Raw genomic sequence first — 24,454 nt, forward strand, 5'->3', positions numbered from 1 at the left:
CTTAAATCGTCGTTTGGTTCCGGGCGGTCGTCCGGCTCAGTCGTCCGAGGCGCCCGGACGGTTGTGGACAGCGCTCACCACGGGTAGCTCCGCTCGAGCCAGGCCACCGATTCGCGGAGGAAGCTATCCCCGCGCGCCCGGCGGCATTCGGCGGGTGTGGCGCGGAGATCCAGGGTCCTGTTGACGGCGGCCACCCGCTGCATCGCGTCGAAGGCACCGAGGCGGCGCTCGTGGTTGGCGGGAAGCTCCCGGACTTCTTCGTATCCCTCGAAGAGCGCCTCCCGGGCCCGCCCTTCCGCAAGTCCGGGACGCTCGCCGTGGCGCCAAAGGGGACGGAGGGCGCGTAGCACCACGGACAGATCTAAGAGATAGTATCCGAGGCCGCACTGGTCGAAGTCCGTCACCCCAGCCCCCTCATGGCGAGCGCCGAACAGGAGGTTCTTGAGGTTGAGGTCGCGGTGTATGGGGCCGAAGACCTCGCTCCCGTGCCCCAGGTCCCCGCAGTCCCCGCGGACGCGCCGCGCCACCTCCTCGAAGACGGACATCTCAGCCGTCGAGTAGAACGTTTCACCCCTATCCCACAGCGGGGCCGAAGCCCCGAAAGGCCAGCTCCAGTCCCAGCGGGGGAGCGCGGAAGCGTCGAGGGAGCGGTAGCGCTCGGCGTGATCGTGCAGCCCGGCAGCCAGGCGGCCGACCCGCGAGAGGTCGGCGGCGGACGGCTCTCTCCTGGTCTCGCCCGGCAAGTAGCGCAACAGCGCGAAGCGCCGCGGCGGGTGGTCAGGGCGGTAGAACTCCCCATGCCGGGCCGAAACCCGCCGCAGCAAAGCCCGGGAAGGCGGCAGGCCGGCGAAGGAGACCTCGCCGACCAGCGAGCCGTCCGGCAGCGGCACCGGCTGGGGCACAGCAAGGTCCGTCTCGCGGCGCAGGGCCGAGAGCCACGAAAGCTGCGCGCGCAGCGTCTCCAGGGAGCGCAGCCCGGGCCCCGTGCGGTACCTGGGTTCCGAGCGCTCCTCTTCCCCGACCTTCGGCGGCATCCCGTACATCCTGAGGACAAAGCACCCGTGGGAGCGGGATTCGACCAGAAAGACCTGCTTGAAGCCGTGGCTCACAGGATAAAGCCGGGCGCCGCGCAAGCCGTAACGCCCGAGCGCCAGCCCCGCCAGCGCCGCCGCGCGCTCCAGACGCACCCCCTCTCCCGACCCGTTGACTAACATGTAGGCAACGGTAGAGGTCGCGTGTTACAGGAGAGTTAGACGCGGATTGGAAACCTCTAATGTTCGCGCCGGCCACGGGCCCAGGGGACCAGAAAAGGGCCGCCCCGTTCGGGACGGCCCTCGCGCTGAGTTCGGAGGTTCGGGTAGGGCTAGACCCTCGTGCACTGTCCTTCCTTGTCGCCGGCGGTGTTGCCGGAACCGACCGGGGCCGGGTTGTTCGACTGGCACTGGAGATTCTGGGAGATCCTGTTGTTCTGGATCACGAGCCCGCCGTCGTTCTGGTTGGCCTGGAAGTTGGCGAGGATGGTGTTGCCCCGCGCCACCATCCTGGCGCTATTGGAGAAGAACTGCAGGTCGCCGTTGATCCTGGAGTTCAAGACCTGCCCGTTGCCACCCCGAAGCCCGTTCTCGAGCTGCACGCTGCCGACCACGACGGAGCCCTGCCTGAGGTAGATCGCCTGGAAGCCCTCGCTCTGGACGTTGCCCTTGACCCTGATGCCGTTGGCGAAGAGCCTCGCGCTCCGCTCGACCTTGACCGTCCCCTCGACCTTCGTCCCGTTCAGCGTACACGTCGCGCCCTGCGGCACCCGCAAGTTGTCCACCGTGGCCCCGCCGATGGTCCCCCGGCAGACCCGCTCCTCGGCCTGCGCCGCAGACGCCGCCATCAGCAGCGCCGCCACACCCACGACCAGCGCCATTATCCCCGTCAACGATACCGAAATTATCCTGCTAGACATACCCTCGCTCCTTTTTTCCAGGCTCCGAACGACCCCGCCGGCCTCCGATAGCTCTTTGCCTTACACCCCACAAGTGCAGGTCTCGAAGTGAAAAGATAGTTAAACGAAGAAGTATGAGAAGACTCTAATGAGCCCGACAAGAGGAGAGGCCCCGCCAGTGATGGCGGGGCCTCTCGTCGGTGGGGTTGTCCCCGGGTCAATCGTCGTTGCTCGTACACTGGACGGTGGCGTTGGAGGCCTGATCGACGCTCTCCACGAAGTCCGCGTAACCGCCGAGCATGGCGCCATGCGTCGGGTCCGAGGTCGTCAACGGGTCCCTGGTCTGCTCGACGAATCCCTTGACGCAGGCCGCGTCGGCGCCAGGCCTGGCGGATTTGATCAGGGCCGCCTGACCCGCCACGAACGGCGTCGCCATCGAGGTTCCGCTCCACATCGCGTAGCGACTCGTCGGGAAGGGGGCATAGATGTCGGTACCGGGGGCGGCCACCGTCACCCAGCCACCGAAGTTGGAAAAATCGGACTTCTTCTTCTGGTCGTCCACGGAGGCCACGGCAATGGCGCCATCCTCGGCGGCGGGGAACTGCAGCACCTGGTTGGCGTCGTTGCCGGCGGCGGCCACGAAGACCGTGGGGCCCGCGTCGTCATCGTCGTCCCCGATCAGGTCCCCGAGCAGCTCCGTGTTCCGCGAGGAGCCCAGGCTGAGGTTCACCACGTCGGCGCCGCGGCGGGTGGCGAACTTTATGGCCTTCGCGATCCCGAACGTCGTGCCCCGGCCCTCCGTATCGAGCGCCCGGATCGGCATGATCTTCGCCTCGGGCGCCGCCAGCGCCACTATTCCGGCTACGTGCGTGCCGTGGCCGACCATCTCGTCCTTCACGCCGTCAAAGTCGTTGTCCCTGCCATCGCCGACATCGTAGGGACCGCTGTCGTTGCCGACGAAGTCGTAGCCCGCAACCATCTTGCCGGCAAACTCCCGGTGCCCGAGCTGCACGCCCGTGTCGATCACCGCCACCACCGCGCCCGCGCCCCGGCTGGTCTGGTGCGCTTCGGCCAGGTTCAGGTTGCTGACAGCGTATTGGTTCCGGTATTGCGTGGCTTCGGGAGAAGGTGTGGGGGTGCCGCCGGGACGGGCATTGTGCCGCCTGCTGCCTTCCGGTGATCCGGCCCTGAAGTTCGGCTCGGCATAGAGCACGCGTGCATCATTCCGCATCTGCGATGCCAGCCTGGCCGGGTTTACTCCCGCCCGCGCACCGACAAGATAAATCTTCTCGACGCCCGGTAGTACCTGGAGCGTCCTGGTCCTGAACTTCTTGTTGAACGCCACCACACTGGCGTTGGTGGTTCCCGGTTTGAACTTCACCACGACCTGCCGGGGGACGAACTCACCCCCGTCGTCATCATCGTCGTCCGCGACCGCAGGACCGGCAAGAGACAGGCACAGCAGCGCCGCTGCCACCGCCGCCAGCAGCGCAAAAAGAACGGGGTACCGGGACGAAGTGTCCGTGTATGTGAAGTCGGTTTGCCGGATCGTGAGACGTTCCATGGTTCCCTCCCAAAGAGCAGCACGCCGTCGGCGACGGCGTTTCTACAGTCCTAAGGGTAGGAGTGCGTCATTGGACTCCGATGATACGGAGATTAGAGAACTCTAATGCTGGGGACGTACGCCCTTTCCGCAAGTATTGCGGTGGCATCGTTTCGTACAAACAAGAACGAGCCGCTAACGCTTTCCGATCAAGACGAACGGCGCCCAGTAGTAAGGATGGGCGTACCGTTCCTTAAGTTCCAACTGCGCGTCGCGTAAGGCTTGCGCCGGCCCCGCGCCGTCGCGCAGCCGTGCGTAAAACTCGCCCATCAGTTCTGCCGTCGCCTCGTCCTGCGCCAGCCACAGACTGACCACGAGCGTCGCGGCGCCTGCCCCGAGGAAGGCCCGGGTCAGACCGAGGATCTCGTCGCCGCCGATCACCTCGCCACGTCCCGACTCGCACGCGCTCAGCGTGACGAGGGCGTCCGGCAAGTTCAGGCTCATGGCGTCGGCGGCCGTCAACCAGCCGTCGTGCAGCTTGAGAGCCGAGAACATCGGGTTGTCGGAGCGAAACAGGCCGTGGCAAGCCAGGTGCAGGGCACCGCTCTCTGACGCATCGCCCCGCAGAGATCCGATCGTCGCGTCCCCGCCCACGCGCACCTTCGCCCCGGGCAGGTGCCCCGCGACGGTCCGGGCCTCAGCCGCCGCCGATGGAATCGAAGGGTCCTCCACGCCGAACACCGCCGCCCCCTCCCGGTCCCACGATGACCGTTTCTGGCACAACGAGTAAACCGTGGCGCTGGGGGCGGAAGAGATCTCGAAGCTCTCGATCAGGTAACGTTCACCATCGAACAGCGCGTGGAACGGAACCCGATGCAAGGGACCGTGTGGCACGATGGCAAGCTGCGAAATCCGGTCGCTGCCGTCAGAGACTCGGGACGCCGCTCCACCCAGGAGCGATTCGAGGGGGGCGATCAACCCATCGTACAACGCGGCCAACACCTGGCGCGTCGACCGCTCCATCTTCGCCATGTGACGTTCGGCGAACGCCTGGCCCGCGCGGAAGCGATCCAGTTGAACGTCCAGCCTGCGCAAGAGTTGGTTGACCCCGGTCACCGTACTGAGACCGCGCACGACCCGGATGCGTCCTTCGACGCTGACGAAGGCCAGGATCTCATCGCCAAGGGCATGATAGGCCACCAACGTCGTATCGGACGGAAGCAGGTCCTGGACGTCGTCCGGCAACGCCGACGCCGCGAACGGATCGCGTGTAGGGTCGGCGGCGGCGATCTGCAGGCGCAGCCTACTGATCTCCTGCTCCAACTCTACGGCCCGCGCGTGCAGGTCGGGGAGAGGCGAGGGACGCTCTTCGACACCCGGGCCTCCCAACAGTTCGCCGTAGACCGCGTTGAGATCGGCCTGCAGGGCCCGGATGCGGCTCCCCATCTCGGGGTCTGCGGACCTTACCGGCTCTTTCTCGCCAAACCCGGTGATCAGGTCGACCAGCGAGCGGGACTTGGCCCGCTCGGCGACGGCGAAGGCGCCTCGGACGTTCTCCTCGTCGTCCCGGGCGAGGTGTAGCAGCAGGAGGTCTTCGTAGGCGGCGGTCTTGTCGCGCATGAAAGAGGCTCGTATCGCGTCGTGGGAGACGACGCCGCGCAGGCGCTCGATCTCGTCCACCGCCGCCTCCAGCAGTGCTCGCGCCTCCTCCTCGCGGCCTTGCAGGCGCCGCAGGTGGCCGAGGCGTTCGTTCAGCCGGTAGCGCAGTTGTGGTAGCGCCAGCCGGTCGGCCAGACGTCGTGCCGCGAGCAGGTGCGGCTCGGCCTCGCCAACGTCGGGCAGCAACAGGTCGGCAAGACGCAAGCGGGCGTAGAGTTGCTGCACCGGCCAGTCGTCTTTGGAGACGAGATCCAGCGCCCGGTGCGCCGTTGTCAAGGCGGCTTCGTGTTCATTCTGGGCCTCTAGCAAAGCTGCCTGCTCAAGCATCACACCGGAGAGCATGGGCACGTTGTAAGCCGTGGAGAACAACCTTGTGGCTTCGTCCAGCGCCCCTTCTGCCTCCTTCAGCTCTGACAGGGCGATCAACGCAGAACCCTTGCCCCAAAGCGTCTGGGCACGGTCCTGCGTCATGCCAGTGCACTCCAGCAGGCTGTCGACTTCTTGGTACGACACTAGCGCCTCGGAATACAGGTTGAGTGCGAGGTAGGTATCGGCCGTTTTGTGCAAGATAAAGTATTGTTCGGCACGCGCTTCGGAGGGGCTCAACAACCGCTGCGCCCGTTCGAATGCGCGGAGGCTACTCGTGTAGTTGCCTAGCCACAAGTGAGTTTCTCCGACATTGCTGAGGGACATGGCGTGCGACAGGGTGAGACCCGCTTTATCGAAGATGGCAGCGGCAGTCTCATGGGAAGCCAGCGCCTCGTTGCCCCGGCCGAGATAAGAAAGTATGGTGCCTCGGTTGTCGAAGATCTCACCGAGACGTTCTTTCATACCGAGTCTCCGGTAGTGTTTTTCCGCAGCCGCGTAGACGTCGAGCGTCTCCCTGTAACGCCCCATCTGTTCAAAGCAGCGACCGCGATTTTGATGTACCAGGGCGGTCAGCAGATCGAATTCTCGCGATGTTGGGCTCACGTCGGGGTCGCCCCCACCGTTCAGAGCGTCAAGGACGGTCTGACCGGCATCGAGGGCCTCCTGATAACGTCCGAGCTCAAGAAGCGCGGCCATCTTTCCGACGTTGGTGCGGAGGGCTTCCAGGTTCATCCCGAGCGCAATATATCCATCGTGGGCAGATTCGGTTAGTCGAAGATCCCTCTCGAACTCACCGTTCAGGTTGTGCGCGCCGGCACGGATGTAGTCGGCGCGTGGCACGGCGGCGGCGGCCTTCGCCTCATCCGCCAGCCCGCCGCAGAGTTCCGCCAATCTTTGCGCTTTGCCTGGATCTTCGTTGAGCAACCTGTCGGCCGCATCGAGCAGTCGGTCTAATCCACCGGCGTCAAGCAATCCCGCTCTGCGCAAGAACTCGACCCGCTGCTCTCGCGTCTGGAGGGCGAGGAGGTCTTCTACTAAACCTGGTTCGATTCCATCTTCGGCTGACATATCCCCATTTTACGCACCCAGCTCTACGGGGGAGATGAGGATCTCGACCTCGTCGCTGCTTAGCAGGATCTGGTACTCCCCGGGCTCCACACCCTCGAAGGCGAACTCGCCGAGCTCGTCCGTTGCGGTGGTGGCGACTTCTTCTGTTCCGAGGAGGATCTGGACCCCGAACGCCTCGGGCTCCTCGTCGTCGTTCGGGAAGACCTGCCCGTCGAGGTCGAGCCTCCCATCACCTGGACGCCGCCTGAAGTTGAGCGCGATGTCGGCCGCCTCTGTTGTGTAGACGAGCTGGCCCTGCGATTCCTGGGACGCGGCCGAACGCACCCCGGCCAGCGGCTGCAGACCGCCGCCGAAGGAGAGGGTGGCGACGAGGCGCTTCAGGGGTCCGGGTTGGCGATGACCTTCCGCGTACGATTCGAAGATGCGCCCGAGCTCCGCGCGCTGTTCGGCGGGTGGGTCGTCTAGCACGACCTCTTTGCTGGCGCGGGAGAACGACCTGAGCCACTCGGCGTCGGCGCGGGTGGCGTCGTCGGCGTCGGCAATCCGCCCTTCAACGGCGCGGGCCTCTGCTTCGGGGAGGCGCCCCTCGGCCCAGTCGGCGAGTGTTTCGAAGTCTATCTTCTCCTGGCTCACTGTTTCGTGCCTCCCGTACAAGACTCTCCCGTTCTAAGTATCTTTCCCCCCGTCGTTAAACGAATGCGACACGGGGCACGGAAAAATACACCGGGGGCGGATATCTTTGGGAAATGGGTCAACGTTCACCCAGGGCCGTTCGGAGGCGTTGCAGGCAGCGGGCGCGGGTGGGGCCGATGCTGCCGACGGGCATGTCGAGGCGTTCGGAGATCTCGGCGTAGGACGGCTCCGTCTCGTCCAGGTAGAGCGCCTTCAGGAGCCTCCGGCAGGGCTCGCTGACCTCCGAGAGGCCCTGATCCAGCCAGTCGATAAGCTCCCACTTCTCCGACGGCTTCTCGTTGCCGAGCAGCCAGGGGGTTTCGGCGAGGTCGTCCTCGCGGCCCGGGCGCTCGCGGCGGCCCTTCTCCATGGCGCGCCAGGTGTGGCGGCGGGCGACGGTTGCGAGCCAGGCCTTGAGGTTGCTCTCCTCGGTGAGGGAATCTAGCGATTGGATCAGGATGGTGAACGTGAGCTGGGAGACGTCGGCCGCGTCCTCCCGCGAGAGCCCGTAGCTGCGGGGTATGGAGAAGACGAGCCGCTGGTACTTGTCCATCACGCGCTCCCAGGCCCGGGCCTCGCCCTTCTTGCAGCCGCGTATAAGGTCTTTGTCCGTCCCCCTCACGACGCCCATGATAATGCACGAAAGCCCCGGCCACCAAAGGCCCACATTACAACCTTCTAACGGGCTTCTAACCGGCCTCTAACGATCCCGATTTAACCTGCGTGGCAGAGAAGATCATCCGTCCGACCCGATGAACACCGTACGGAAGGACCCGAACGAAGGAGAGGAGAGAGTTGCGCCCGTTCCGTCTGACGGCAGGCGTCCCGGCGGCCGTGCTCGTCCTGGCGTTTGTCCCCCTCTTCTTCGATTGTGGCCTCCAGGCCCGGGCGACGGACGGGGAGACGGCCTCCCGTACGGGGAACCAGCGCCTCGTGGGGACTACCTCGCGGGAAGAAAGGACTGAGAAAGACCCTGAAGGCGAGACGCTCTCGGCCTCCGTACCTCGGGAAGACGCGCGTGGCGAGCCGGTCCCAGGTCTTCCCCGGCACCCGGGCTCGGTAAGGGTCGGTTACTCGGAGAGGCGGGCGGACGGGCTGGCGCTGGTAAGCGCCACGTACCTGGCCGAAGGGAGGCCCGACGCGGTGCGCGGGTTCTACCGCGGGGTGTTCCGCTCCGGGGGATGGCAGGTCGCGAACGTGGAGTACTCGGGCGGGGCCTGGCACTTTCTCGTCCTGCGCGGGGGCACGGAGGCGGCCGTGGAAGTCCTGCCCCGCGAGGGGGGTTCGGAAGTCAGGATCGAGTCGAGCGGTCCGGCGGCCGGCGCTCAGGAAGGAATAGCATCGGCGGGCGGTTCGAAGCGGTAACCGGCGCCCCTCACGGTCTGGATCACGGACGGCTCGCCCCGCCTGTCGAGCTTGCTCCTCAGGTAGCGGACGTAGACGTCCACGACGTTGGAGCCGGGGTCGAAGGAGTAGTCCCAGACCGAAGAGAGTATCTGCTGGCGGCTCAACACCTGCCCCGGGTGGCGCATGAAGTACTCCAGCAGGGCGAACTCGCGGCTGGAGAGCTCCACCTGCTTCTCCCCGCGCCTGATGCGGCGGGAGCGGAGGTCCACGTTGAGGTCCCCGAACTCCATCCTGGAGGATTGGGGCTGATCCGAGCGGCGGGTGAGGGCGCGCATCCGGGCCAGCAGCTCCTCGAGGTCGAACGGCTTTGTCAGGTAGTCGTCGGCCCCGCCGTCGAGGGCGTCGACCTTGTGGCGCACCTCGTCGCGGGCGGTGAGCATCAAGACCGGGAGGTCCGGACGCCTGAGGCGGATGCGCTGCAGCGCCTGCTGGCCGTCGAGGCGGGGCAACATGATGTCCAGAAGGACCATCTCGACGTTCTCCTCCGCGGCCAGGCGCACGCCCTCCTCGCCGTCGGCGGCCGACAGGGTGCTGTGCCCGTGGGCGGCCAGGCCGCGCTCCAAGAACCGCACGATGGCGGGGTCGTCCTCCACGATCAAGACCAGCATATAGCCCGCAAGTATAATGCAGGAGCGCCGTGAGCCGCACAGGGGCGTCCGGGAGGCGCCGGAAGGCAGGGGTTGTTTTGGGTTGGATCAGGGGCGTACGCGCCGAGCCGTGGCGGGTGACGATGGGGGCCGTCGGCGGCCTGCTGGTCGCGATCATCGTCGCCGGCCTCATAGGCTTCTGGCAGACCCAGAGCATCGAGCGCGTGGCCGACGAGGCGTTCGGCTACGTGGAATTGGAAGACGAAGGCGACGACATCCGCGCCGCGATCCTGGACGTCCGCCACTACCACCGCAACCTCTACTTCCCGGCCATCGACACAGGCCGCCTGACCCGCGAAGGCATGGACGACTTCGGGGCGGCCCGGGAGCAATTCTACGAGGAGATAGACGAACTAGGCGGCGTCCGCCCCTACGACCCGAACGCCCCGCAACCGGAGGATTTCCGCCGCTGGGCGGACGAGTACTACGAGGATTTCGGGCCCTTCGCGCAAGAGGCGACGGTTACGGACGAGGAGGCTTTCGACCGGGCCAGCGACCTCGGCCTCAAGCGGCTCGCGCAGATGGAGCTGGCGGCGGAGGAGTTGGACGGGCTGGGAGAGGACCTGACGGACGACTCGCTCCAGAAGGTGGACCGGGCGGCGACGACCTCGGCCGTCGTGCTGCTCGGGGCCATCGTGGGCCTGCTGGTGGCCGGCGTGGCGCTCGCCTACGCGGCGGTGCGCGTCGTGAACGAGCTGAGGCGTCTCTACGCCGAACAGCACGAGACAGCCGATAAACTTGCCGAAGCCTCCCGGCAGAAGACCGACTTTCTCGCGGACGTCTCCCACGAGCTGCGCACGCCGCTCACGGTGTTGCGCGGCAACGCCCAGGTCGGCCTGGCCCTCGGGGCCGAAGGGGAGCAGAAGCAGCTCCTCGAAGAGGTGGTCGAGGAGTCAAAGCGCATGTCGCGCATGGTGGAGGAACTCCTCTTCCTCGCCCGCTCGGACTCCTCGCCGCCCTCCCTGGAGCCCGAGACCATCTCCATCCCGCCCGTGATGTCCGAGCTGGCCGGGCGGGCCGCGGTGCTCGCCAGGGAGCGCGGCGCCGTGCTCGAGGCTGACCTGCGGGCGGAGGGGACGCTGCGCGCGGACCCGGGCCGCCTGGAGCAGGCGGTCCTGATCCTGATCGACAACGCCATAAAGTACGGCCCGCCGGGCGGCACCGTGACGCTCCGCTCCGAAGTAACCCACTCTGGAGAACTGCGGATCACGGTCGAGGATCGGGGCCCCGGCATCCCGAAAGAGGACCTGCCCCGCATCTTCGAGCGCTTCTACCGGGTGGACAAGGCCCGCTCCCGAAGGATGGGCGGCACCGGCCTCGGCCTCCCCATAGCCAAGACCATAGTCGAGGCCCACGGCGGCCACGTGACCGCCGAGAGCCGCCCGGGCAAGGGTACCCGCATGTCCGTACACCTCCCCATGCTAGAAGACCCGGCCAAAACCGCGCAGCCAACCCCCGCCCAACGCGAGGCCCAGAAAAGCTGATCCGAGCCGAGCTTCGGGCAACAGGCTTCAGGAACTCGTAGTTGGGACCCAGCCACGCCAACCACCCCTGATGCCTGTAGCCTTAAACCTGAAGCCTAAATTAGAGCCCTCTCAGATTAGACCCCTCTCATCCCGTCCTAATGGCCCCCTCATTTTCGGGACGCACAATACTCCCCGTAATCCCGAAACGGTGGGAAGCGCGAAGAAGCAACTACGGAGGAGGTGAACGAATGGCTAAGTTCTCCAAGATGTCCCCGGCCCAGGTAAGCTCGCGGGACGGCAGCAACAGCGGTGGCGGCAGCAGGAGGCGCCGTCGGCGCCGGAGGCGCAGGCGTCGTCGTCGCAACACCTAGCAACGGGGAGTTTCGAACTGGATAGGGCGGCCCCGCTTTGAGAGCGGGGCCGCTTTTCCGTGTTAGATTGAGGGACGGATGAGGTTAGTAAAAGGATTGCGCGAGGCCTTTCGCAGGCTCGTGGCGGGCGCGGGTGAGGGCGAGAGCGTCGTCGCGGCGGCGCCGGTGGTGCCGGTGGGCGAGGTCTTCCGCAGGTTCTGGCCCCACGCGCGGCCCTACCGGCGCTGGCTGCCCCTGGTCCTCTTCTTCGTCGCTCTAGGTCCCGCGATAGAGGCGGCGACCATCTGGATGTACAAGATCCTCGTGGACGAGGTCCTCGTCCCGCGGGACTTCGGGCTCCTGATCTGGGTGCTCCTGGCCTACGCCGGGCTGCAACTCGCCGAGGGCATCGTGACGTTCTGCGACGAGTACCTCTCGGACTGGGTCGGCGGCCGGTTCATAGTCTCCCTGCGCACGGAGTTCTTCGCCCACCTGCACAAGCTCTCGCTCGCCTTCTTCGACCGGGAGCGCCTCGGGGACGTGATGAGCCGCGTCACCGACGACGTCGAGGAGATAGAGGACCTGATGTTGAGCGGGATGGCGTCGGCCATCTCCTACGTCTTCCAGCTCCTGTTCTTCACGGCGGCGCTCTTCTACCTGAACTGGCAGCTCGCGCTCGTCTCGCTCTTCGTCGTGCCGCTCTTCTGGCTTACGGCGAGGCATTTCTCGCGCAAGATCAAGACCGCCGCCCGCGAGGAGCGCCGCCGCAGCGGCTCTATAGGAGCGGTCGCGGAGGAGAGCCTCTCGAACGCGGCCCTGGTCCAGGCGTACAACCGCCAGGAAGAGGAGGTGGCCCGTTTTCACCGGGAGAACGAGGGCAGCTTCCGGGCCCAGATGGCGGCGACGCGCCTCGGCTCCCTGTTCGCGCCGCTCATCAACATGATCGAGCTCGCCGGCGTGATCGTGGTGATCGCCTTCGGAGCCTACCAGCTCTCCCAGGGGCGCCTCACCATCGGCGGCCTGCTGGTCTTCATGGTCTTTCTCGGCCAGCTCTACAGCCCCATCCGGGGCATCAGCAGCCTCCTGACGTCTTTCTATTCGGCCTCCGCCGGCGCGGAGAGGATCATCGAGTTTCTGGACGAGGAGCCCTCCGTGACGGAGCGCGAAGACGCCGTGGAACTGAGAGCAAAAGAGGGCCGCGTCGAGTTCGACGCCGTCTCCTTCCGCTACCCGGACGCGCGGAAGCCCGCGTTGGAAGATGTCTCTTTCAGCGTGGGACCGGGGGAGACGCTCGCGCTGGTGGGTCCCTCGGGGGCCGGGAAGTCCACCGTGGCGAAGATGATGCTTCGCTTCTACGACCCGGACTCGGGATCGGTCAGGCTCGACGGCCACGACCTGAGAACCCTGACGCTCCGCTCGCTGCGCGAGAACGTCGCCCTGCTGTTGCAGGAGACCCTGGTCTTCGACGGGACCGTGCGCGAGAACATCGCCTACGGGAAGCCTGGCGCCACGGACGATGAGGTGGAGGCCGCCGCGAAAGCCGCCGACGCCAACGACTTCATCCGGGCGCTGCCGGAGGGGTACGACACGTCCGTCGGGCAGAAGGGGCGGCTGCTCTCGGGCGGACAGCGCCAGAGAATAGCCATCGCGCGGGCCATGATCCGGGACGCCGGCGTCCTGGTCCTCGACGAGCCGACGACGGGGCTGGACGCCGAGTCGAGCGAGAAGGTGATGCGCCCGTTGCGGAGGCTGATGAGCGGCCGGGCGACCGTCGTGATCTCGCACAACCTGATGACGGTCCGCGAGGCGACGGAGATAGTGGTCCTCGAAGACGGCCGCGCGACGGAACGCGGCTCCCACGCGGACCTCCTGGAGAGAGAAGGCTCCTACGCCCGGCTCTACAAACTCCACCACCCGGACGCCACCGAACGGCTGGTCGGCCCGTGAAGGAAGGTTTCTTCGAGGGGGACGTGGAGCATCCCCCGCTGCCGGTCGGCGAGGTTCTGGCTCCTGGCTACACGATCGCCGGGCACCTGCACCAGAGCAACAACTACGACGTCTACGACGTGTTCAGCGAGGAGCGGGCCTGCAGTTGCATCGCCAAGGCGCGGCGGCGCGACCTCACGGACAAGGAGGCGGCTCGGCTGGCGCTGCTGCGCGAGGGGGACCTCCTCGAGGGCCTCACGCACCCGCACATCGCGCGTCACTACGAGACGATCAGGGAACCCGAGCCGGTCCTGATCCTCGAGACCCTCACGGGCGAGACCCTGGCGTACCTGATCGACGAGGGCTACCGTCGCCTGCCGCTGGCCGAGGTGGCGCACCTCGGCCTGCATCTGTGCTCCGCCATCCACTACCTCCACGGCCAGGGCATCCTGCACCTGGACCTCAAGCCCTCCAACATCGTCTCCGAGAGGGGGATGGCGAAGATCCTGGACCTCAGCATCGCCCAGGCCCCCGGCCCCTGCAGGAAGGGCGCTGGCACCGTCCAGTACATGGCCCCGGAACAGGTAAGGGGGGACCACGTGGACGCCTCCACGGACGTCTGGGGCATCGGCGCCGTGCTCTTCGAGGCGGCCACCGCCGAGCCGCCCTTCAACGCGGAGTACGAGGACGAGACCGCCTCCGAGTACACCACGGGCTCTTCAACCGGCACCTGGACGGACGCCAAGATCGAAGACTACGACCAGATCTCACGCCGCGCCGACCCCGTCCGCGCCCACCGCCGCGTCCCGGCGATCTTCAACACCCTCATAGCCCGCTGCCTCGACCCCGACCCCGCCAAACGCCCGTCCCTCCCCGAACTCACGAACGGCCTCCGCTCCCTCGTTTAGGGCTGTCAGCTATCAGCGCGCTTCGGCCTTACGGCCTGCGCTATCAGCCGTCAGCCTTTTGTCTTTGGCCGAAAGCTGATGGCTGACCGCTGACAGCTTTGGGCCGTTCGGCCCCGTGGCAGCGATTAGAACAAACTCACCTTCCTCTAACCCCTGGCTAACCTCTCCGGGCGAAGATCAAGACACAGATCCCGAACTTCAAAGGGGAGCCGCGAAGATGGAGAAGACAGGAAAGCTCTGGATATTGGCAGTAATGACCGTAGTCGGTATGAGCCTGTCGGCCTGCGGCCAGACGACCGCGGGCTCGCCGGGCGACGCCCAGCAAGGCGACCCGCCTTCCGGCTCGCAGAGCCGGGACGACGGCAACGACGACGCGAACGACGAACAGGACGACCGCGCTGGTGCCGACGATCGCGCGGGCGATTCGGACGACGACAACGGTGACCGGGACGACAACGACGGTCAAGATGATGGTAGTCGAGACGACGACGGGGATGACGGCCGGGATCTTGACGACGACAACGGCCCGGACGACCGCGACGATGACAGAGAAGACGGCAACGACGACGATGGTCGGGACGACGATTCAGACGACCTCAACGAAAGCGACGCGGACGACGGCAACGACGATATAGATGACCGGGACGACCGCGATGACGCGGACGACCGGGACGACGGTCAGGACGATGACGACGCGGCATCCGCGACGGCATCAGCCACGGCGTCCGCGGCCTCTGATGACGACGCGGACGACGGCTTCGACGATTAGTTTCGTGAGGAGACCGCCCCTCCGCGGAGAGCTCGGTCTCCCCGCGGAAGGGCGATCGACTCTTGGACGCTCCGCAACGCGCTGCCAGGCCCGGCCTGGCAGGGTAAGAAGCTGACAGGCTGAAAGCGAGGCCCGCGAAGCGGGCCGAAGCGTGCTGAGAGGCGCGAAGCGCCGGGCTGACAAGCGCGACCGAAGGGAGCAGCGTGCTGACTCAGTACCGGCTCGTGAACCACCTCTGCCACTTCCACCAGGGCAGGCGGACCGTCACCTTGCCGGCGGGCCAGGGCATGGAGACGGCGGGGCGGCCCTCCCTCCTGGCGTCTCGGTACTCTTCTTCGGTCGCGACCCAGACCACGACGCCGCCCCGTTCGTAGGAGAGGGGGACGGAGACGGCCCTGAAGCCGTGCAGGGTCTCGCCATTCTCGGCGAGTAGCTCTACGGGCTGGCCCGGGTCCGGCACGAGGGGAGGTCTGCTCTTTCCAAACGTCATCTGCACCGGCCGCGTTCGAGGGCTTGCAAGTCCCCAGAATTCTACCCGCGCGGGGCCTCCGTGAAGCGTCGGGCGGGGGACGTCTCCCGCGCGCGGAGGGTCAGGGTCGTGATCTCGGGCCTGCACCCGAACCGCAGCCGCGCGTTGACGGTCCCGAGCCCCCTGTTGGTGTAAAGGAGCATATCCCCTACCCGGTGCAGCCCGCGGGTGTAGCGCTGCGAGAACGGCGGCAGGACCGCCCGCCCCAACAACGGAACGCGCGCCTGGCCGCCGTGCGAGTGCCCCGAGAGCTGCAGGTCGAAGCGCCCGGTCGCGGCGGCAACGTCGGCGAAGTCCGGCTCGTGGGCGAGCAGGACCGCGGCGCCTCCCTCCGGTATCTCTTGCAAGACCAGGTCGAGGCGGCTGCGGCCCTCCATCACGTCGTCCATACCCGCGACGTGAAGCTCCGCGTCGCCGCGCTTTAGCGTTACCACCTCGTTGAGTAACACCGTAAGGCCCGCCCGGCGGACGCAGGTCAGGATCAGGTCAACGTCCGTCAGGTAGTCGTGGTTGCCCAGGATGGCGATCACGCCGTCCGGCGCCGAGAGCCGCCGCAAGGCCCCGACGAGCATCTCCCCGTCGAGGCGCTTGGCCGAGTAGCTGGCGAAGTCCCCGGTGACGACGATGAGGTCGGGGCGCTCCGCGTTGACCATCTCGGCCACGCGTTTGAGGCGTGCCGGCCTCGACCAATCGTCCAGGTGGATGTCCCCGATCTGGACTACCCGGTACCCGTCGAAGGCCCCCGCCAGCCGGGGCAACGTCAGCCCAAGGCGCACCACCTCGATCAGGCGCGGCTCCACCTCCCGCGCGTACAGGAGACCGCCCGCTCCCAAAAGGGCCGAAGCGCCGACGAGCCGCCTGACGCGAAACGGCACTTACAGTCCTTCCAGCGCCTCCCGGACGGGCGTCTCCCCGGACAGGATCTCGAACGTCTTGCCGACGGTGTTGGGGGATTCGAGAGCCACGGCGAAGGCGGCGGCGACGTCTTCGCGGGGGATCTCACCGTACCGCCCGAGGGACTCCGCCGCGTCGATCCGGCCCGCCCCCTCCCCGTCCGTGAGCCTGCCGGGACGGATGATCGTCCATTCGAGACCGCTCTCGCGCAGCTTTTCGTCGGCCCGCCCCTTGGCCCGCAGGTAGGGCCGCATCGCCTCGTCGCGCCCCTCGGGGTCATCGGCCCCCATCGAGGAGAGCATCAGGTAACGCCCCACGCCCTTCTTCTCGGCCGCCTCCACGAGCTTCGCGGCCCCGCCGTAATCCATGGTCTCCTTGCGGGCGGCCCCGCTCCCCGCCCCGGCCCCGGCGGCGAAGACGACGGCGTCGCACCCGGCGACCGCCTCGCCCACGGCCCCGTCGACCTCTTCCGCCTCCAGGTCGACCAGCACGGCCTCGGCACCGTCGGCCTCCACGTCGGGCAACTGCCCCTCTTTCCGAACGAGGCCACGGACCTCGTGCCCGTTTTTGACCAGCGCCCGAACCAGCCGCCGCGCCGTGTTGCCGTGCGCCCCCGCCACGAGTACCTTCAAGGTCGACCTCCCGTTCTCGGCCATTGGCTTGCCCTGGAAACAAGTGTACCCACGAAGCTCGCGAGGAGTCGGGGTGTGTTCAGGGAGTACGCGTCAGGGAGACGTTGAAAGCGGCCCCTGGGGGCATCGGAGCCCGGTCCTCGTTGAAGACCTCCCACCTGTCGCGGTCGTCGTCGTACCGGACGCCGACGGGATGGTCGTTGTAAGTGTTGCCGACCCCGCCGGGATTCCAGTTCTGCGTCACGGCAAGCTCGACTCCGGGCTTCTCGTTCGTGAGGGGGTCATCCAGGAAGGTGCCGTTTTCCACGATGTTGCCTGGCTTCGCCCGGTGGACGATCCCGTTCTTCCCCTCCGACACGACCACCCTAAAAGCCGTGCCCTCGGGCATCGGAGAGCGGTCCTGGTTGAAGACGGCCCACCTGCCGCGAGAGCCGTCGTACCACACCCCGATCTCACGTTCGTAGTCCGAAGGCCCCTCGGCGATCACGAAGGCGCCGGGCTTACCGGTGGTCATCGGGTGGTCGAAGTAGGTGCTGTTGGCAACGGTGTTGCCCGCCGTGGCCCTGTGGAGAAACGCTGCCTCTTTGTTCGGATCGGACTCTTTGGCCCGGATCTCTGTTGGCTCCGCGGATCTCGGAGCGGTGTTTTCGGGTTCCGCGATGGTGGTGGCGCGCGGCACGTCGAGGCCGCCTTCGGCGGTCTTGATGTTACCGTAGAACCGAAACGCCAGGAACACGTCGACGGCCAGTATGGCGATCACCAGTACCAGCGCCGCCCTCTTCGCGTAAGCACCCACCAACAGTCTTCCCCCGACCTCACCGACGCCCGGAAGGAGTCTCTACCCCGTTAGGTGGACCATGATACTCCAACAAGCGGGGCCGGTCCACGGACGTCCCAGGCGGCGGCCCGGGGTGAAGCGGAAGCGGCAAGCGAGGGCGGGTTTCCGGGCACCCGCCAGAGCCAGAGGCCTACTACCCCTCTGCGCCACCTTTCTCAGGCTGCCGGTGGATTGGCTCTATAAGCGCTGGTCCCCCGAGTGGCGGGGCTTGTGGATCATCGTCCTAAAGTCCAGCGGCGATCACGCCTGGCCCTGGAGCAACGCTGGCGAAGATGCCGAAGATTTCTTCCGTCAAGAGTATCCATCGCTTCACAACCACATGAAGCCGCTAGAAACAAAGCTACGGAAGCGTCAAGACAAAGGCCGTTTCTGGTGGGAATTGCGTTCTTGCGCCTACTACGATTCATTTGAGAAGCCAAAGATCATGTACCAGGAAATCCAATTCCACTCCCAATATGGCTTCGACACAAGCGGCTTGCTCACAAACAACAAGGGCTTCTTCCTAGCCTCGTCAGACCCGTGGCTCATAACCGTACTCAATTCGCCGCTCATGTGGTGGCATAACTGGCGCCATCTTCCTCACATGAAAGACGAAGCGTTGAGCCCAGTCGGCGTGCTCATGGAGAAACTACCCATCGCCACGCCCACGGACGAGACGCGGGAGGAGGCGGAGGGGTCCGTGCGGCGTCTGATCTCGCTGACCGCCACCGAGCGCGAGGCGCGGCGGGACACGCTCGACTGGCTGCGGGTCGAGTTCGGCGTCCAGAAGCCGGGCCAGAAGCTCGAAGCCTTCGCCGCCCTCGACGCCGACGCCTTCGTGGAAGAAGTCCGAAAGCGCCGCCCGAAGGGGGAAGCGCGTCTCACCCCCGGCTCCCTGCGCGCCCTCCGTGCCGGCTACGGAGAAGGCGCGGCCCCGATCCGGGACGCCCGCGCCGGGGCCGCCGCCCTGGAGCGACGCCTCTCCGACCTTGTGAACAAAGCCTACGGCCTCACGGACGAAGAGATCAACCTCCTCTGGGATACGGCACCGCCCCGGATGCCGCGTTTCTGAGGCGCCGGATCTCCGGTTCGGGGCCCGGCGTTAGCGCGTGGGGCATCCCCCAAAAGGGCCATCTTTCCGGCTTTTGCAGGATATACGCATTTTGCATGATGTGGCTGGCAGCCCGTGATTCAACAATACGCCGGCAAACCGAGCCCGGGCCGATAGGCGGTCCGGCAGAGAGGAGAAGTAGATGAAGAAGCTAATTGCCACCGGCGCGGTCGCGGCACTGTTGCTGGCGACGGCCTCGCCGGCTTTCGCCCAGGATGCGATAGCCGTAGACGATGGCGTCGCCTCGGGCGGCGACGTGCATTTCTTCGACGCCTCGCAGTCCCAGACCCTGTCCGTGACGCAGCAGAACACGGGCGACGCCATCGCCGCGGCCGACGACGACAGCGTGGCCGTTGCCTGGATAGACCAGAGCCTGATGGTAGACCAGACCCAGGTCAACGGCGGCTTCCACCACCACTTCGGCGGGTTTTTCTTCGTTAACTGATGCGTCGCGAGGGGCGAATAGCCTTCCGGACCGGCCGGGACCCTTAGGGGTTCCGGCCTTCGCTTTTGGCCCGGGTGTATCGGATCGGGTTCCGGCTTCGTCCAAAAGGGCAAGAAAAGGACAGCAACGGAGAGGAGCCGGCATGCCGGGCAAGAGCAGCAGGGAAGACAGGAACGAGGGGTCGATGGACAGGGCCAAGGGCCGGATGAAGGAGGCGGGCGGAGCCCTCACCGGCGACAAGGACAAGAAGGCCGAGGGCCGCTCCGACCAGAGGAAAGGCAAGGCCAAAGACAAGAAGGCCGCCGCCAAAGACCTTCTCAAGTAAACGTCACCACCGGATGTTTCCGGGCCGGCCCCGCCGGGTAGGCCCGGAGACAGGCACCGCACACCGATTCTTGGGAGGAAACACATGGACCTGCCGAACCTCGGCAACCTCGACCTCGGCCAGCTGCAGCAGTACCTGCAGGGGGTGAACTTCCCGGCCCAGAAAGAAGAGGTGGCCTCCAACGCCGAGAGCAACGGCGCGCCGCAGAACATAGTGGACGCCATCCGCAACGCGGCCCAGGACAAGTTCAACAGCCAGGACGAAGTCCTTCAGGCCGTCAAGGGGTAGAGAGCTATCAGCCTTCAGCAAAAATTCGAAAAGCTGAAGGCAGAGGCCGGAGGCCGCAGCGGACTGACCGCTGACAGCTATCTGGGCGAGGAGGCGGTTTGAGCATCCGGGAGCAGGAGCGGCGGCAGAAACAGGCCGAGAAGAGGATCAACCAGCAGATGTACCGGGCGGACAGGGAGGTCCGCGGGGCCATGGACGAGCGGAGCAGGCAGGCGGACCTCCGGGCCAAGGAGGTGGTACGCAGGATCGAGAAGGGCGACGCCGACCCCCGTCCGCTGCCGGGCCTGAGGGAGGACTCGCTGGAGTCCATGAAGTCCATGGAATCCATGGAATCGTCCGAGTCCATGAAGTCCATGGAGTCCGCCGACCCGGTGATGGAGGTGAGCGTAGACGCCGAAGCCCACGATATAGGCAAGGGCATGCCCCTCGAAGAGCACGTGCCGTTCAACGCGGCCGAGATGGAAGAGGACCTGGCCCAGCGCATCACCGAGGACACCGGCGGCCACGGCGACCCGCACGCCCACAACGAGCAGAAGGCCGAGGAACTGGCCGAGCAGATGACCGAAGACACGGGCGCCGGCGGAGACATGAACGAACACGCCGAGCGCAAAGTCGGGCAGCACGCGGAGGAGATGTTCGAGTGATGAGCTTTCAGCTTTAAGCCTTCAGCTTTCAGCAAGGCTAAGGAGCTGGTCACCGTAGGCTTTCGGTCGTGTACCGTTTCGGGCGGAGCGGTACACGCTCTTTGTGTATCGGGTAGCTTGGTTCCCTTTCGTTCCACTGGCGAATGTAATCTCCGCCGCCGTGTTGCTCGTCATGATGGTCCTCATCTTCCGCCGCCAGGCCCGCGGCGTTTTGCCTGATCCCCCAAAGCCGACGGCTGAAAGCTGAAAGCTTATGGCTCTGCAGGGTGGAACGGCCCATCCCCCTGGTGCAAAATAACCCTGGCCGCCGCGGGCGGCCCGCGTGGGGACGCGGACGGAGCCGAGAGCACAAAAGGGGAGGTAGCGGTTGAGACAGAGGACGCGCCGCGCGCATGGGACCGTGACGCTGATCCTCCTATCCCTGGCCTTGCTGGTCTTACCCACCCCAGACGGGGCGACCGCCCAGGACAAGAACCCCCCGGGAGCCCCGAAGATCGACGCCGAATCCTGGGCCGTGGTCGACACCGAGACCGGCCTATACCTCGCCGGTAAGGACCCGGACAAACGGCTCCCGATAGCCTCGACCACCAAGGTAATGGTTGCCCTCGTCGCGCTCGAAGAGGGGGCGAAGCTCGACAGGGAGGTGACCGTCTCTGAAGACGCCGCCTCCTACGCGGGGGGCGTCTACAGCGCCGCCGGCCTCTTCCCCTACGACTCCGTGAGCGTCAGGGAGCTTCTGGAGGCGACACTCGTCCCGTCGGGCACGGACGCGGTCTACGCGCTCGCCGAAGAGTTGGGCGGCGGCAGCGTCGAAGAGTTCGTCGGTAGGATGAACGAGAAGGCAAAAGAGATGGGGCTGAAGAACACCCACTTCGAGAACCCCGCCGGCCTCGACGACCGGGGGCACTACTCGAGCGCCAAAGACCTGGCAAAGATCACGCGCGAGGCGCTGGAGTACCCGGAGTTCCGCGAGATAGTGGGCAAGGCGGGCGTAACCATCACCACCCAGGACAGGGAGATACCGCTCGACACGACCAACCTCCTCGTCGCCCCGAACTCGGGCTACGACTACGACGCGGCCATGGGCGTCAAGACCGGCACCTCGCCGGCCGCCGGTCCGTCCCTGATCTCCGCCGCCGAGACGGACGACGAGTCCTACGTCGCCGTCGTGCTCGGCGCCGCCGACGACCTCTACCGCTTCGAAGCCTCCCGGACCGCCCTCGAATACGGCTTCGGGGACTTCGGGGAGAAGACTTTCGTCAAAAAAGACGATCCTTTCGAAAGGCTGGATCTCCCCTACCGCCGCGAGGAGTCCGTCCGGCTCGTCGCCGCCAAGGGGGTCTCGGGCCTCGGCGGGCCGGGCCTGAAGGTCGAGAGGCGGGTAGAGGCAAGGAAAGAGGCCCCGCCTTCGGCCGAGGCCGGCGACAGGCTCGGGACCGTCGAGGTGTTCGTGGACGGCCGGAGCGCCGGGACCGCCCCGCTCGTCGCGGCGAAGGGCTACGAGGAGGCGGGCCTCTGGCAGAAGACCCGGTACTGGACGAGCGGGGCTTTGAGGGGGATCTCGGGCTGGATCTCCGAAACGGCGGCGGGCTGAACGCCCTTCCGAAAAGCATCGCGAACGCTGCGGACGGGTAGAATGCGTAGCGTGAACCAGACCACCATAGACGACCGTTACGTCCTCTCCCGCTCCATAGGCGGCGGTGGCATGGCCGAGGTCTTCCTGGCCCACGACGGGGTGCTCGATAGGGACGTCGCCCTCAAGATCCTGCGCAGCCAGTACGCGAACGACGAGGAGTTCGTCGAGCGCTTCAGGCGCGAGGCGAGGAGTGCCGCGAGCCTCTCGCACCCGAACATCGTCCCCGTCTACGACCGCGGGGAGACGGAGGACGGTTCCTCTTACATAGCCATGGAGTACGTCTCGGGCGGTACGCTCAAGGAGCGGCTGGACGAGAGGGGCCCGATCGAGCCCGACAGGGCGCTCGCCGCGACGGCCCAGGTCGCCGAGGCGCTGTGGGCGGCCCACGAGCGGGGTGTGATCCACCGCGACATAAAACCCCAGAACATCCTCCTCACGGAGACGGGCCACCTGAAGGTTACGGACTTCGGCATCGCCCGCGCAGCGTCCGCGGTGACGATCTCCGCGACGAACGCGGTCTTCGGCACGGCCGGCTACCTCTCGCCGGAGCAGGCCCTGGGAGAACCCGCCACCCCCCGCAGCGACCTCTACTCGCTTGGCATCGTCCTCTACGAGATGCTGACAGGCACCGTTCCCTACAGGGCGGACAACCCGGTCGCCGTCTGCATGAAGCACGTCACCGAACCCCTGCGCCCGCCCCGCAAGGTCGACCCGGCGATACCCGCGGCCGTCGACGCCCTCGTGGTCAAGATGCTGGCAAAGGACCCGGCCGACCGCCCCGCCAGCGCCTCGGAGCTCCTCGACGACATCGAGCGCGTGAGGGACGGAGCCCCCCCACCCCTACCAACGCCGAGGACCGGAACGCCGCGCCTCGGTGTTCCGGCCAGAACCGCGGCCACCCGGAGCCCTGCCGGCGCGGCCGGTACTACGGAGCGGCAACCAGTGAAGCCCGTGCGCCGGTCCCGGCGCCGGAGGGTGCTCGCGGTGATCGGGGCCTGCCTGCTCTTCGGGCTCGTCCTGCTCGGCGCCTCGCTTGGCCTCCCGGGCGACCCGGGGGGGGACGTCCCCCTCGACCGCCTGCAAGACGTGGCCCGCGGGGACCTCGCGGCCCCGGAGCCGGTGGACACGGGAGGCGGAGGCGCGGTTACCGGCGATGCCCCGCCGGCGGCCCCCGACCCGCCGCCCCCGGCGTCCGTGCCGCCCGCGTCCGCGCCGCCCGACGATGGGCCGAGCCAGTCCCAGTACGCCGGCGATGGGTAGCGGACCGGCCTGCGGCCGTGCCCCGGAAAAACCAACGGAGGAGTCTTAGATGGCTGAACTTGGCGTGGGGAGTACCGTCCCGTCCTTCGAACTGCCCGACCAGCAGGACTACCCCTGGAGCCTCTCCGGGCAGTTGGAGGCCGGTCCCGTGGTCCTCGTCTTCTACCGCGGCGACTGGTGCCCGTACTGCAACGGCCAGTTGGCTTCCTACGCGAGAAAGTACGACGAGTTCGAGAGGCGCGGGGCGCAGGTGGCCGGCATAAGCGTGGACCCGCCGCACGACAACGCGAAGATGGTCGGCAAGCTCCGTGCCCCTTTCCCCCTCCTCAGCGACGCCACGGGCGAGGTCTCCCGGGCCTACGGGCTCTGGGACGAGCGGGAGAACGTCGCCACCCCGGCCGTCGTGGTGGTGGGCCGCTCGGGCGAGGTCAGCTACCTCTACGCCGGCTCGGACTTCGCGGACCGCCCGAGGGACGAGGAGCTCTTCGCCGCGCTCGACGCCCTCGGCGAGCGCGGGGTTCCCGGCTCCCGCATCGAGCGCCGCACCGGCGGCCCGGAGCTCAGGACGACGGCCGCAGAAGCCCGCAACGGCAGCGTCCGCCCCGACCGCCCGGCCCTCTCCCTCGACGAGCTACACTCCTACTACCGCGGCGCCTTCTCGACCACCGAGGCCCTCGGGGGCCGGCTCACGGGCCGTCTGCTCCGCAGGGCTTCCAGGGAGGTTACCCGCCACCAGGACCTCGTCCGTGTCTACGCCAGGGCCACCCAGGAGACGGCAGACCTGGCGCGGGAGCAATCCTGACCCCCGACCCCGCGTCCTACCGCGGCAAGAACCGCCTGTTCCTGATCTTCACCCCGTCCGGCACGGACGAGGAATACGTCCGCCAGCGCGACCTCCTGCAAGACCGCCAGGCCGAATTCGAAGACAGGGACTTGATCACCCAGACCTTCTTCGACGATACGACAGGCGCAGACGCCGCAAGAGCGCAGTTCGGCATCGAGGGCGGCTCTTTCGCCGTCGTCCTCGTCGGAAAAGACGGCGGCGAGAAGTTCCGCGCCTCGGAGCCCGTCGGACCGCGGGACCTCTTCGACCGTATAGACGCCATGCCCATGCGCCGGCGCGAGATGCGGCAGGGAAAGATCCGCTGAAGCGACCAGC

At 66.8% G+C, this 24,454-nt stretch carries 26 protein-coding genes; 15 read left to right on the forward strand and 11 right to left on the reverse strand.

What is annotated here, in order from left to right; translation table 11 throughout:
• Nucleotides 1-74 precede the first annotated feature (74 nt).
• From GBA63_RS21235 to GBA63_RS21260, 6 genes are all read right to left on the reverse strand, one after another.
• The gene (locus GBA63_RS21235) at nt 75-1,187 is read right to left on the reverse strand and encodes a phosphotransferase enzyme family protein (protein WP_166179418.1); all 1,113 of its coding nucleotides are present in this window, start codon (nt 1,185-1,187) and stop codon (nt 75-77) included.
• 176 nt (nt 1,188-1,363) lie between these two features.
• The gene (locus tag GBA63_RS21240; RefSeq protein WP_207956973.1) at nt 1,364-1,951 is read right to left on the reverse strand and encodes a hypothetical protein; all 588 of its coding nucleotides are present in this window, start codon (nt 1,949-1,951) and stop codon (nt 1,364-1,366) included.
• Between the two features lie 196 nt (nt 1,952-2,147).
• A complete protein-coding gene (locus GBA63_RS21245; protein ID WP_166179420.1) occupies nt 2,148-3,494 on the reverse strand; it encodes a S8 family serine peptidase in 1,347 nt (448 codons plus the stop codon).
• Nucleotides 3,495-3,668: 174 nt separating this feature from the next.
• A complete protein-coding gene (locus tag GBA63_RS21250; protein WP_166179422.1) occupies nt 3,669-6,569 on the reverse strand; it encodes a CHAT domain-containing protein in 2,901 nt (966 codons plus the stop codon).
• A gap of 9 nt (nt 6,570-6,578) precedes the next feature.
• Nucleotides 6,579-7,202, reverse strand: a complete 624-nt coding sequence (locus GBA63_RS21255; protein ID WP_166179424.1) for a hypothetical protein — start codon at nt 7,200-7,202, stop codon at nt 6,579-6,581.
• Nucleotides 7,203-7,320: 118 nt separating this feature from the next.
• Complete coding sequence (locus tag GBA63_RS21260) at nt 7,321-7,908, reverse strand: RNA polymerase sigma factor (protein ID WP_166179426.1); 588 nt, start codon at nt 7,906-7,908, stop codon at nt 7,321-7,323.
• A gap of 128 nt (nt 7,909-8,036) precedes the next feature.
• Between GBA63_RS21260 and GBA63_RS21265 the strand changes: the two genes are divergently transcribed.
• The gene (locus GBA63_RS21265) at nt 8,037-8,606 is read left to right on the forward strand and encodes a hypothetical protein (RefSeq protein ID WP_166179428.1); all 570 of its coding nucleotides are present in this window, start codon (nt 8,037-8,039) and stop codon (nt 8,604-8,606) included.
• Here GBA63_RS21265 and GBA63_RS21270 read toward each other — a convergent pair.
• Complete coding sequence (locus tag GBA63_RS21270) at nt 8,567-9,256, reverse strand: response regulator transcription factor (RefSeq protein ID WP_166179430.1); 690 nt, start codon at nt 9,254-9,256, stop codon at nt 8,567-8,569. The two genes, GBA63_RS21265 and GBA63_RS21270, sit on opposite strands and share 40 nt — an antisense overlap.
• Nucleotides 9,257-9,333: 77 nt before the next feature.
• Between GBA63_RS21270 and GBA63_RS21275 the strand changes: the two genes are divergently transcribed.
• The 5 genes from GBA63_RS21275 to GBA63_RS21290 all read left to right on the forward strand — a co-directional run bounded on the left by GBA63_RS21275 (nt 9,334) and on the right by GBA63_RS21290 (nt 14,714).
• A complete protein-coding gene (locus GBA63_RS21275) occupies nt 9,334-10,779 on the forward strand; it encodes a sensor histidine kinase (protein ID WP_166179432.1) in 1,446 nt (481 codons plus the stop codon).
• A gap of 230 nt (nt 10,780-11,009) precedes the next feature.
• A complete protein-coding gene (locus GBA63_RS24120; RefSeq protein ID WP_266096287.1) occupies nt 11,010-11,132 on the forward strand; it encodes a hypothetical protein in 123 nt (40 codons plus the stop codon).
• 78 nt (nt 11,133-11,210) lie between these two features.
• Nucleotides 11,211-13,058 (forward strand): ABC transporter ATP-binding protein, encoded by a 1,848-nt coding sequence (locus tag GBA63_RS21280; protein ID WP_166179434.1) that lies wholly within the window; start codon nt 11,211-11,213, stop codon nt 13,056-13,058.
• Nucleotides 13,055-13,945: a serine/threonine-protein kinase gene (locus GBA63_RS21285; protein ID WP_228282231.1), complete on the forward strand. Its 891-nt coding sequence runs from the start codon at nt 13,055-13,057 to the stop codon at nt 13,943-13,945. Before GBA63_RS21280 ends, GBA63_RS21285 begins: the two co-directional genes overlap by 4 nt.
• Nucleotides 13,946-14,162: 217 nt before the next feature.
• Entirely contained in the window at nt 14,163-14,714 is a 552-nt protein-coding gene (locus GBA63_RS21290; protein WP_166179436.1) for a hypothetical protein, read from the forward strand.
• A 211-nt stretch (nt 14,715-14,925) separates the two neighbouring features.
• Here GBA63_RS21290 and GBA63_RS21295 read toward each other — a convergent pair whose 3' ends face one another.
• From GBA63_RS21295 to GBA63_RS21310, 4 genes are all read right to left on the reverse strand, one after another.
• Nucleotides 14,926-15,174: a hypothetical protein gene (locus GBA63_RS21295; RefSeq protein WP_166179438.1), complete on the reverse strand. Its 249-nt coding sequence runs from the start codon at nt 15,172-15,174 to the stop codon at nt 14,926-14,928.
• 71 nt (nt 15,175-15,245) lie between these two features.
• Nucleotides 15,246-16,118 carry a metallophosphoesterase gene (locus tag GBA63_RS21300; RefSeq protein WP_166179440.1) on the reverse strand — a complete coding sequence of 291 codons (873 nt, stop codon included), beginning with the start codon at nt 16,116-16,118 and terminating at the stop codon, nt 15,246-15,248.
• Nucleotides 16,119-16,769, reverse strand: a complete 651-nt coding sequence (locus GBA63_RS21305) for an SDR family oxidoreductase (RefSeq protein ID WP_166179442.1) — start codon at nt 16,767-16,769, stop codon at nt 16,119-16,121.
• A 79-nt stretch (nt 16,770-16,848) separates the two neighbouring features.
• Entirely contained in the window at nt 16,849-17,565 is a 717-nt protein-coding gene (locus GBA63_RS21310) for a DUF7452 domain-containing protein (RefSeq protein WP_166179444.1), read from the reverse strand.
• 640 nt (nt 17,566-18,205) lie between these two features.
• On the opposite strand from GBA63_RS21310, the gene GBA63_RS21315 reads away from it, so the two are divergent.
• The 9 genes from GBA63_RS21315 (at nt 18,206) to GBA63_RS23830 (ending at nt 24,444) form a co-directional block, all read left to right on the forward strand.
• On the forward strand, nt 18,206-18,658 hold the full coding sequence (locus GBA63_RS21315; protein ID WP_166179446.1) for a hypothetical protein: 453 nt from the start codon (nt 18,206-18,208) through the stop codon (nt 18,656-18,658).
• 181 nt (nt 18,659-18,839) lie between these two features.
• Complete coding sequence (locus GBA63_RS21320) at nt 18,840-19,142, forward strand: hypothetical protein (RefSeq protein WP_166179448.1); 303 nt, start codon at nt 18,840-18,842, stop codon at nt 19,140-19,142.
• Between the two features lie 142 nt (nt 19,143-19,284).
• Nucleotides 19,285-19,467: a CsbD family protein gene (locus GBA63_RS21325; protein WP_166179450.1), complete on the forward strand. Its 183-nt coding sequence runs from the start codon at nt 19,285-19,287 to the stop codon at nt 19,465-19,467.
• Between the two features lie 84 nt (nt 19,468-19,551).
• Complete coding sequence (locus GBA63_RS21330; protein ID WP_166179452.1) at nt 19,552-19,755, forward strand: DUF2795 domain-containing protein; 204 nt, start codon at nt 19,552-19,554, stop codon at nt 19,753-19,755.
• Nucleotides 19,756-19,853: 98 nt separating this feature from the next.
• Complete coding sequence (locus GBA63_RS21335) at nt 19,854-20,399, forward strand: hypothetical protein (protein ID WP_166179454.1); 546 nt, start codon at nt 19,854-19,856, stop codon at nt 20,397-20,399.
• A 367-nt stretch (nt 20,400-20,766) separates the two neighbouring features.
• Complete coding sequence (locus GBA63_RS21340; protein WP_166179455.1) at nt 20,767-21,993, forward strand: D-alanyl-D-alanine carboxypeptidase family protein; 1,227 nt, start codon at nt 20,767-20,769, stop codon at nt 21,991-21,993.
• 51 nt (nt 21,994-22,044) lie between these two features.
• Complete coding sequence (locus tag GBA63_RS21345) at nt 22,045-23,295, forward strand: protein kinase domain-containing protein (protein ID WP_166179457.1); 1,251 nt, start codon at nt 22,045-22,047, stop codon at nt 23,293-23,295.
• Between the two features lie 49 nt (nt 23,296-23,344).
• Nucleotides 23,345-24,097, forward strand: a complete 753-nt coding sequence (locus GBA63_RS21350) for a peroxiredoxin family protein (RefSeq protein ID WP_166179459.1) — start codon at nt 23,345-23,347, stop codon at nt 24,095-24,097.
• A complete protein-coding gene (locus GBA63_RS23830) occupies nt 24,094-24,444 on the forward strand; it encodes a DUF4174 domain-containing protein (RefSeq protein ID WP_228282638.1) in 351 nt (116 codons plus the stop codon). Before GBA63_RS21350 ends, GBA63_RS23830 begins: the two co-directional genes overlap by 4 nt.
• Nucleotides 24,445-24,454: the final 10 nt, after the last annotated feature.

The organism is Rubrobacter tropicus (assembly GCF_011492945.1).
GTDB lineage: Bacteria > Actinomycetota > Rubrobacteria > Rubrobacterales > Rubrobacteraceae > Rubrobacter_D > Rubrobacter_D tropicus.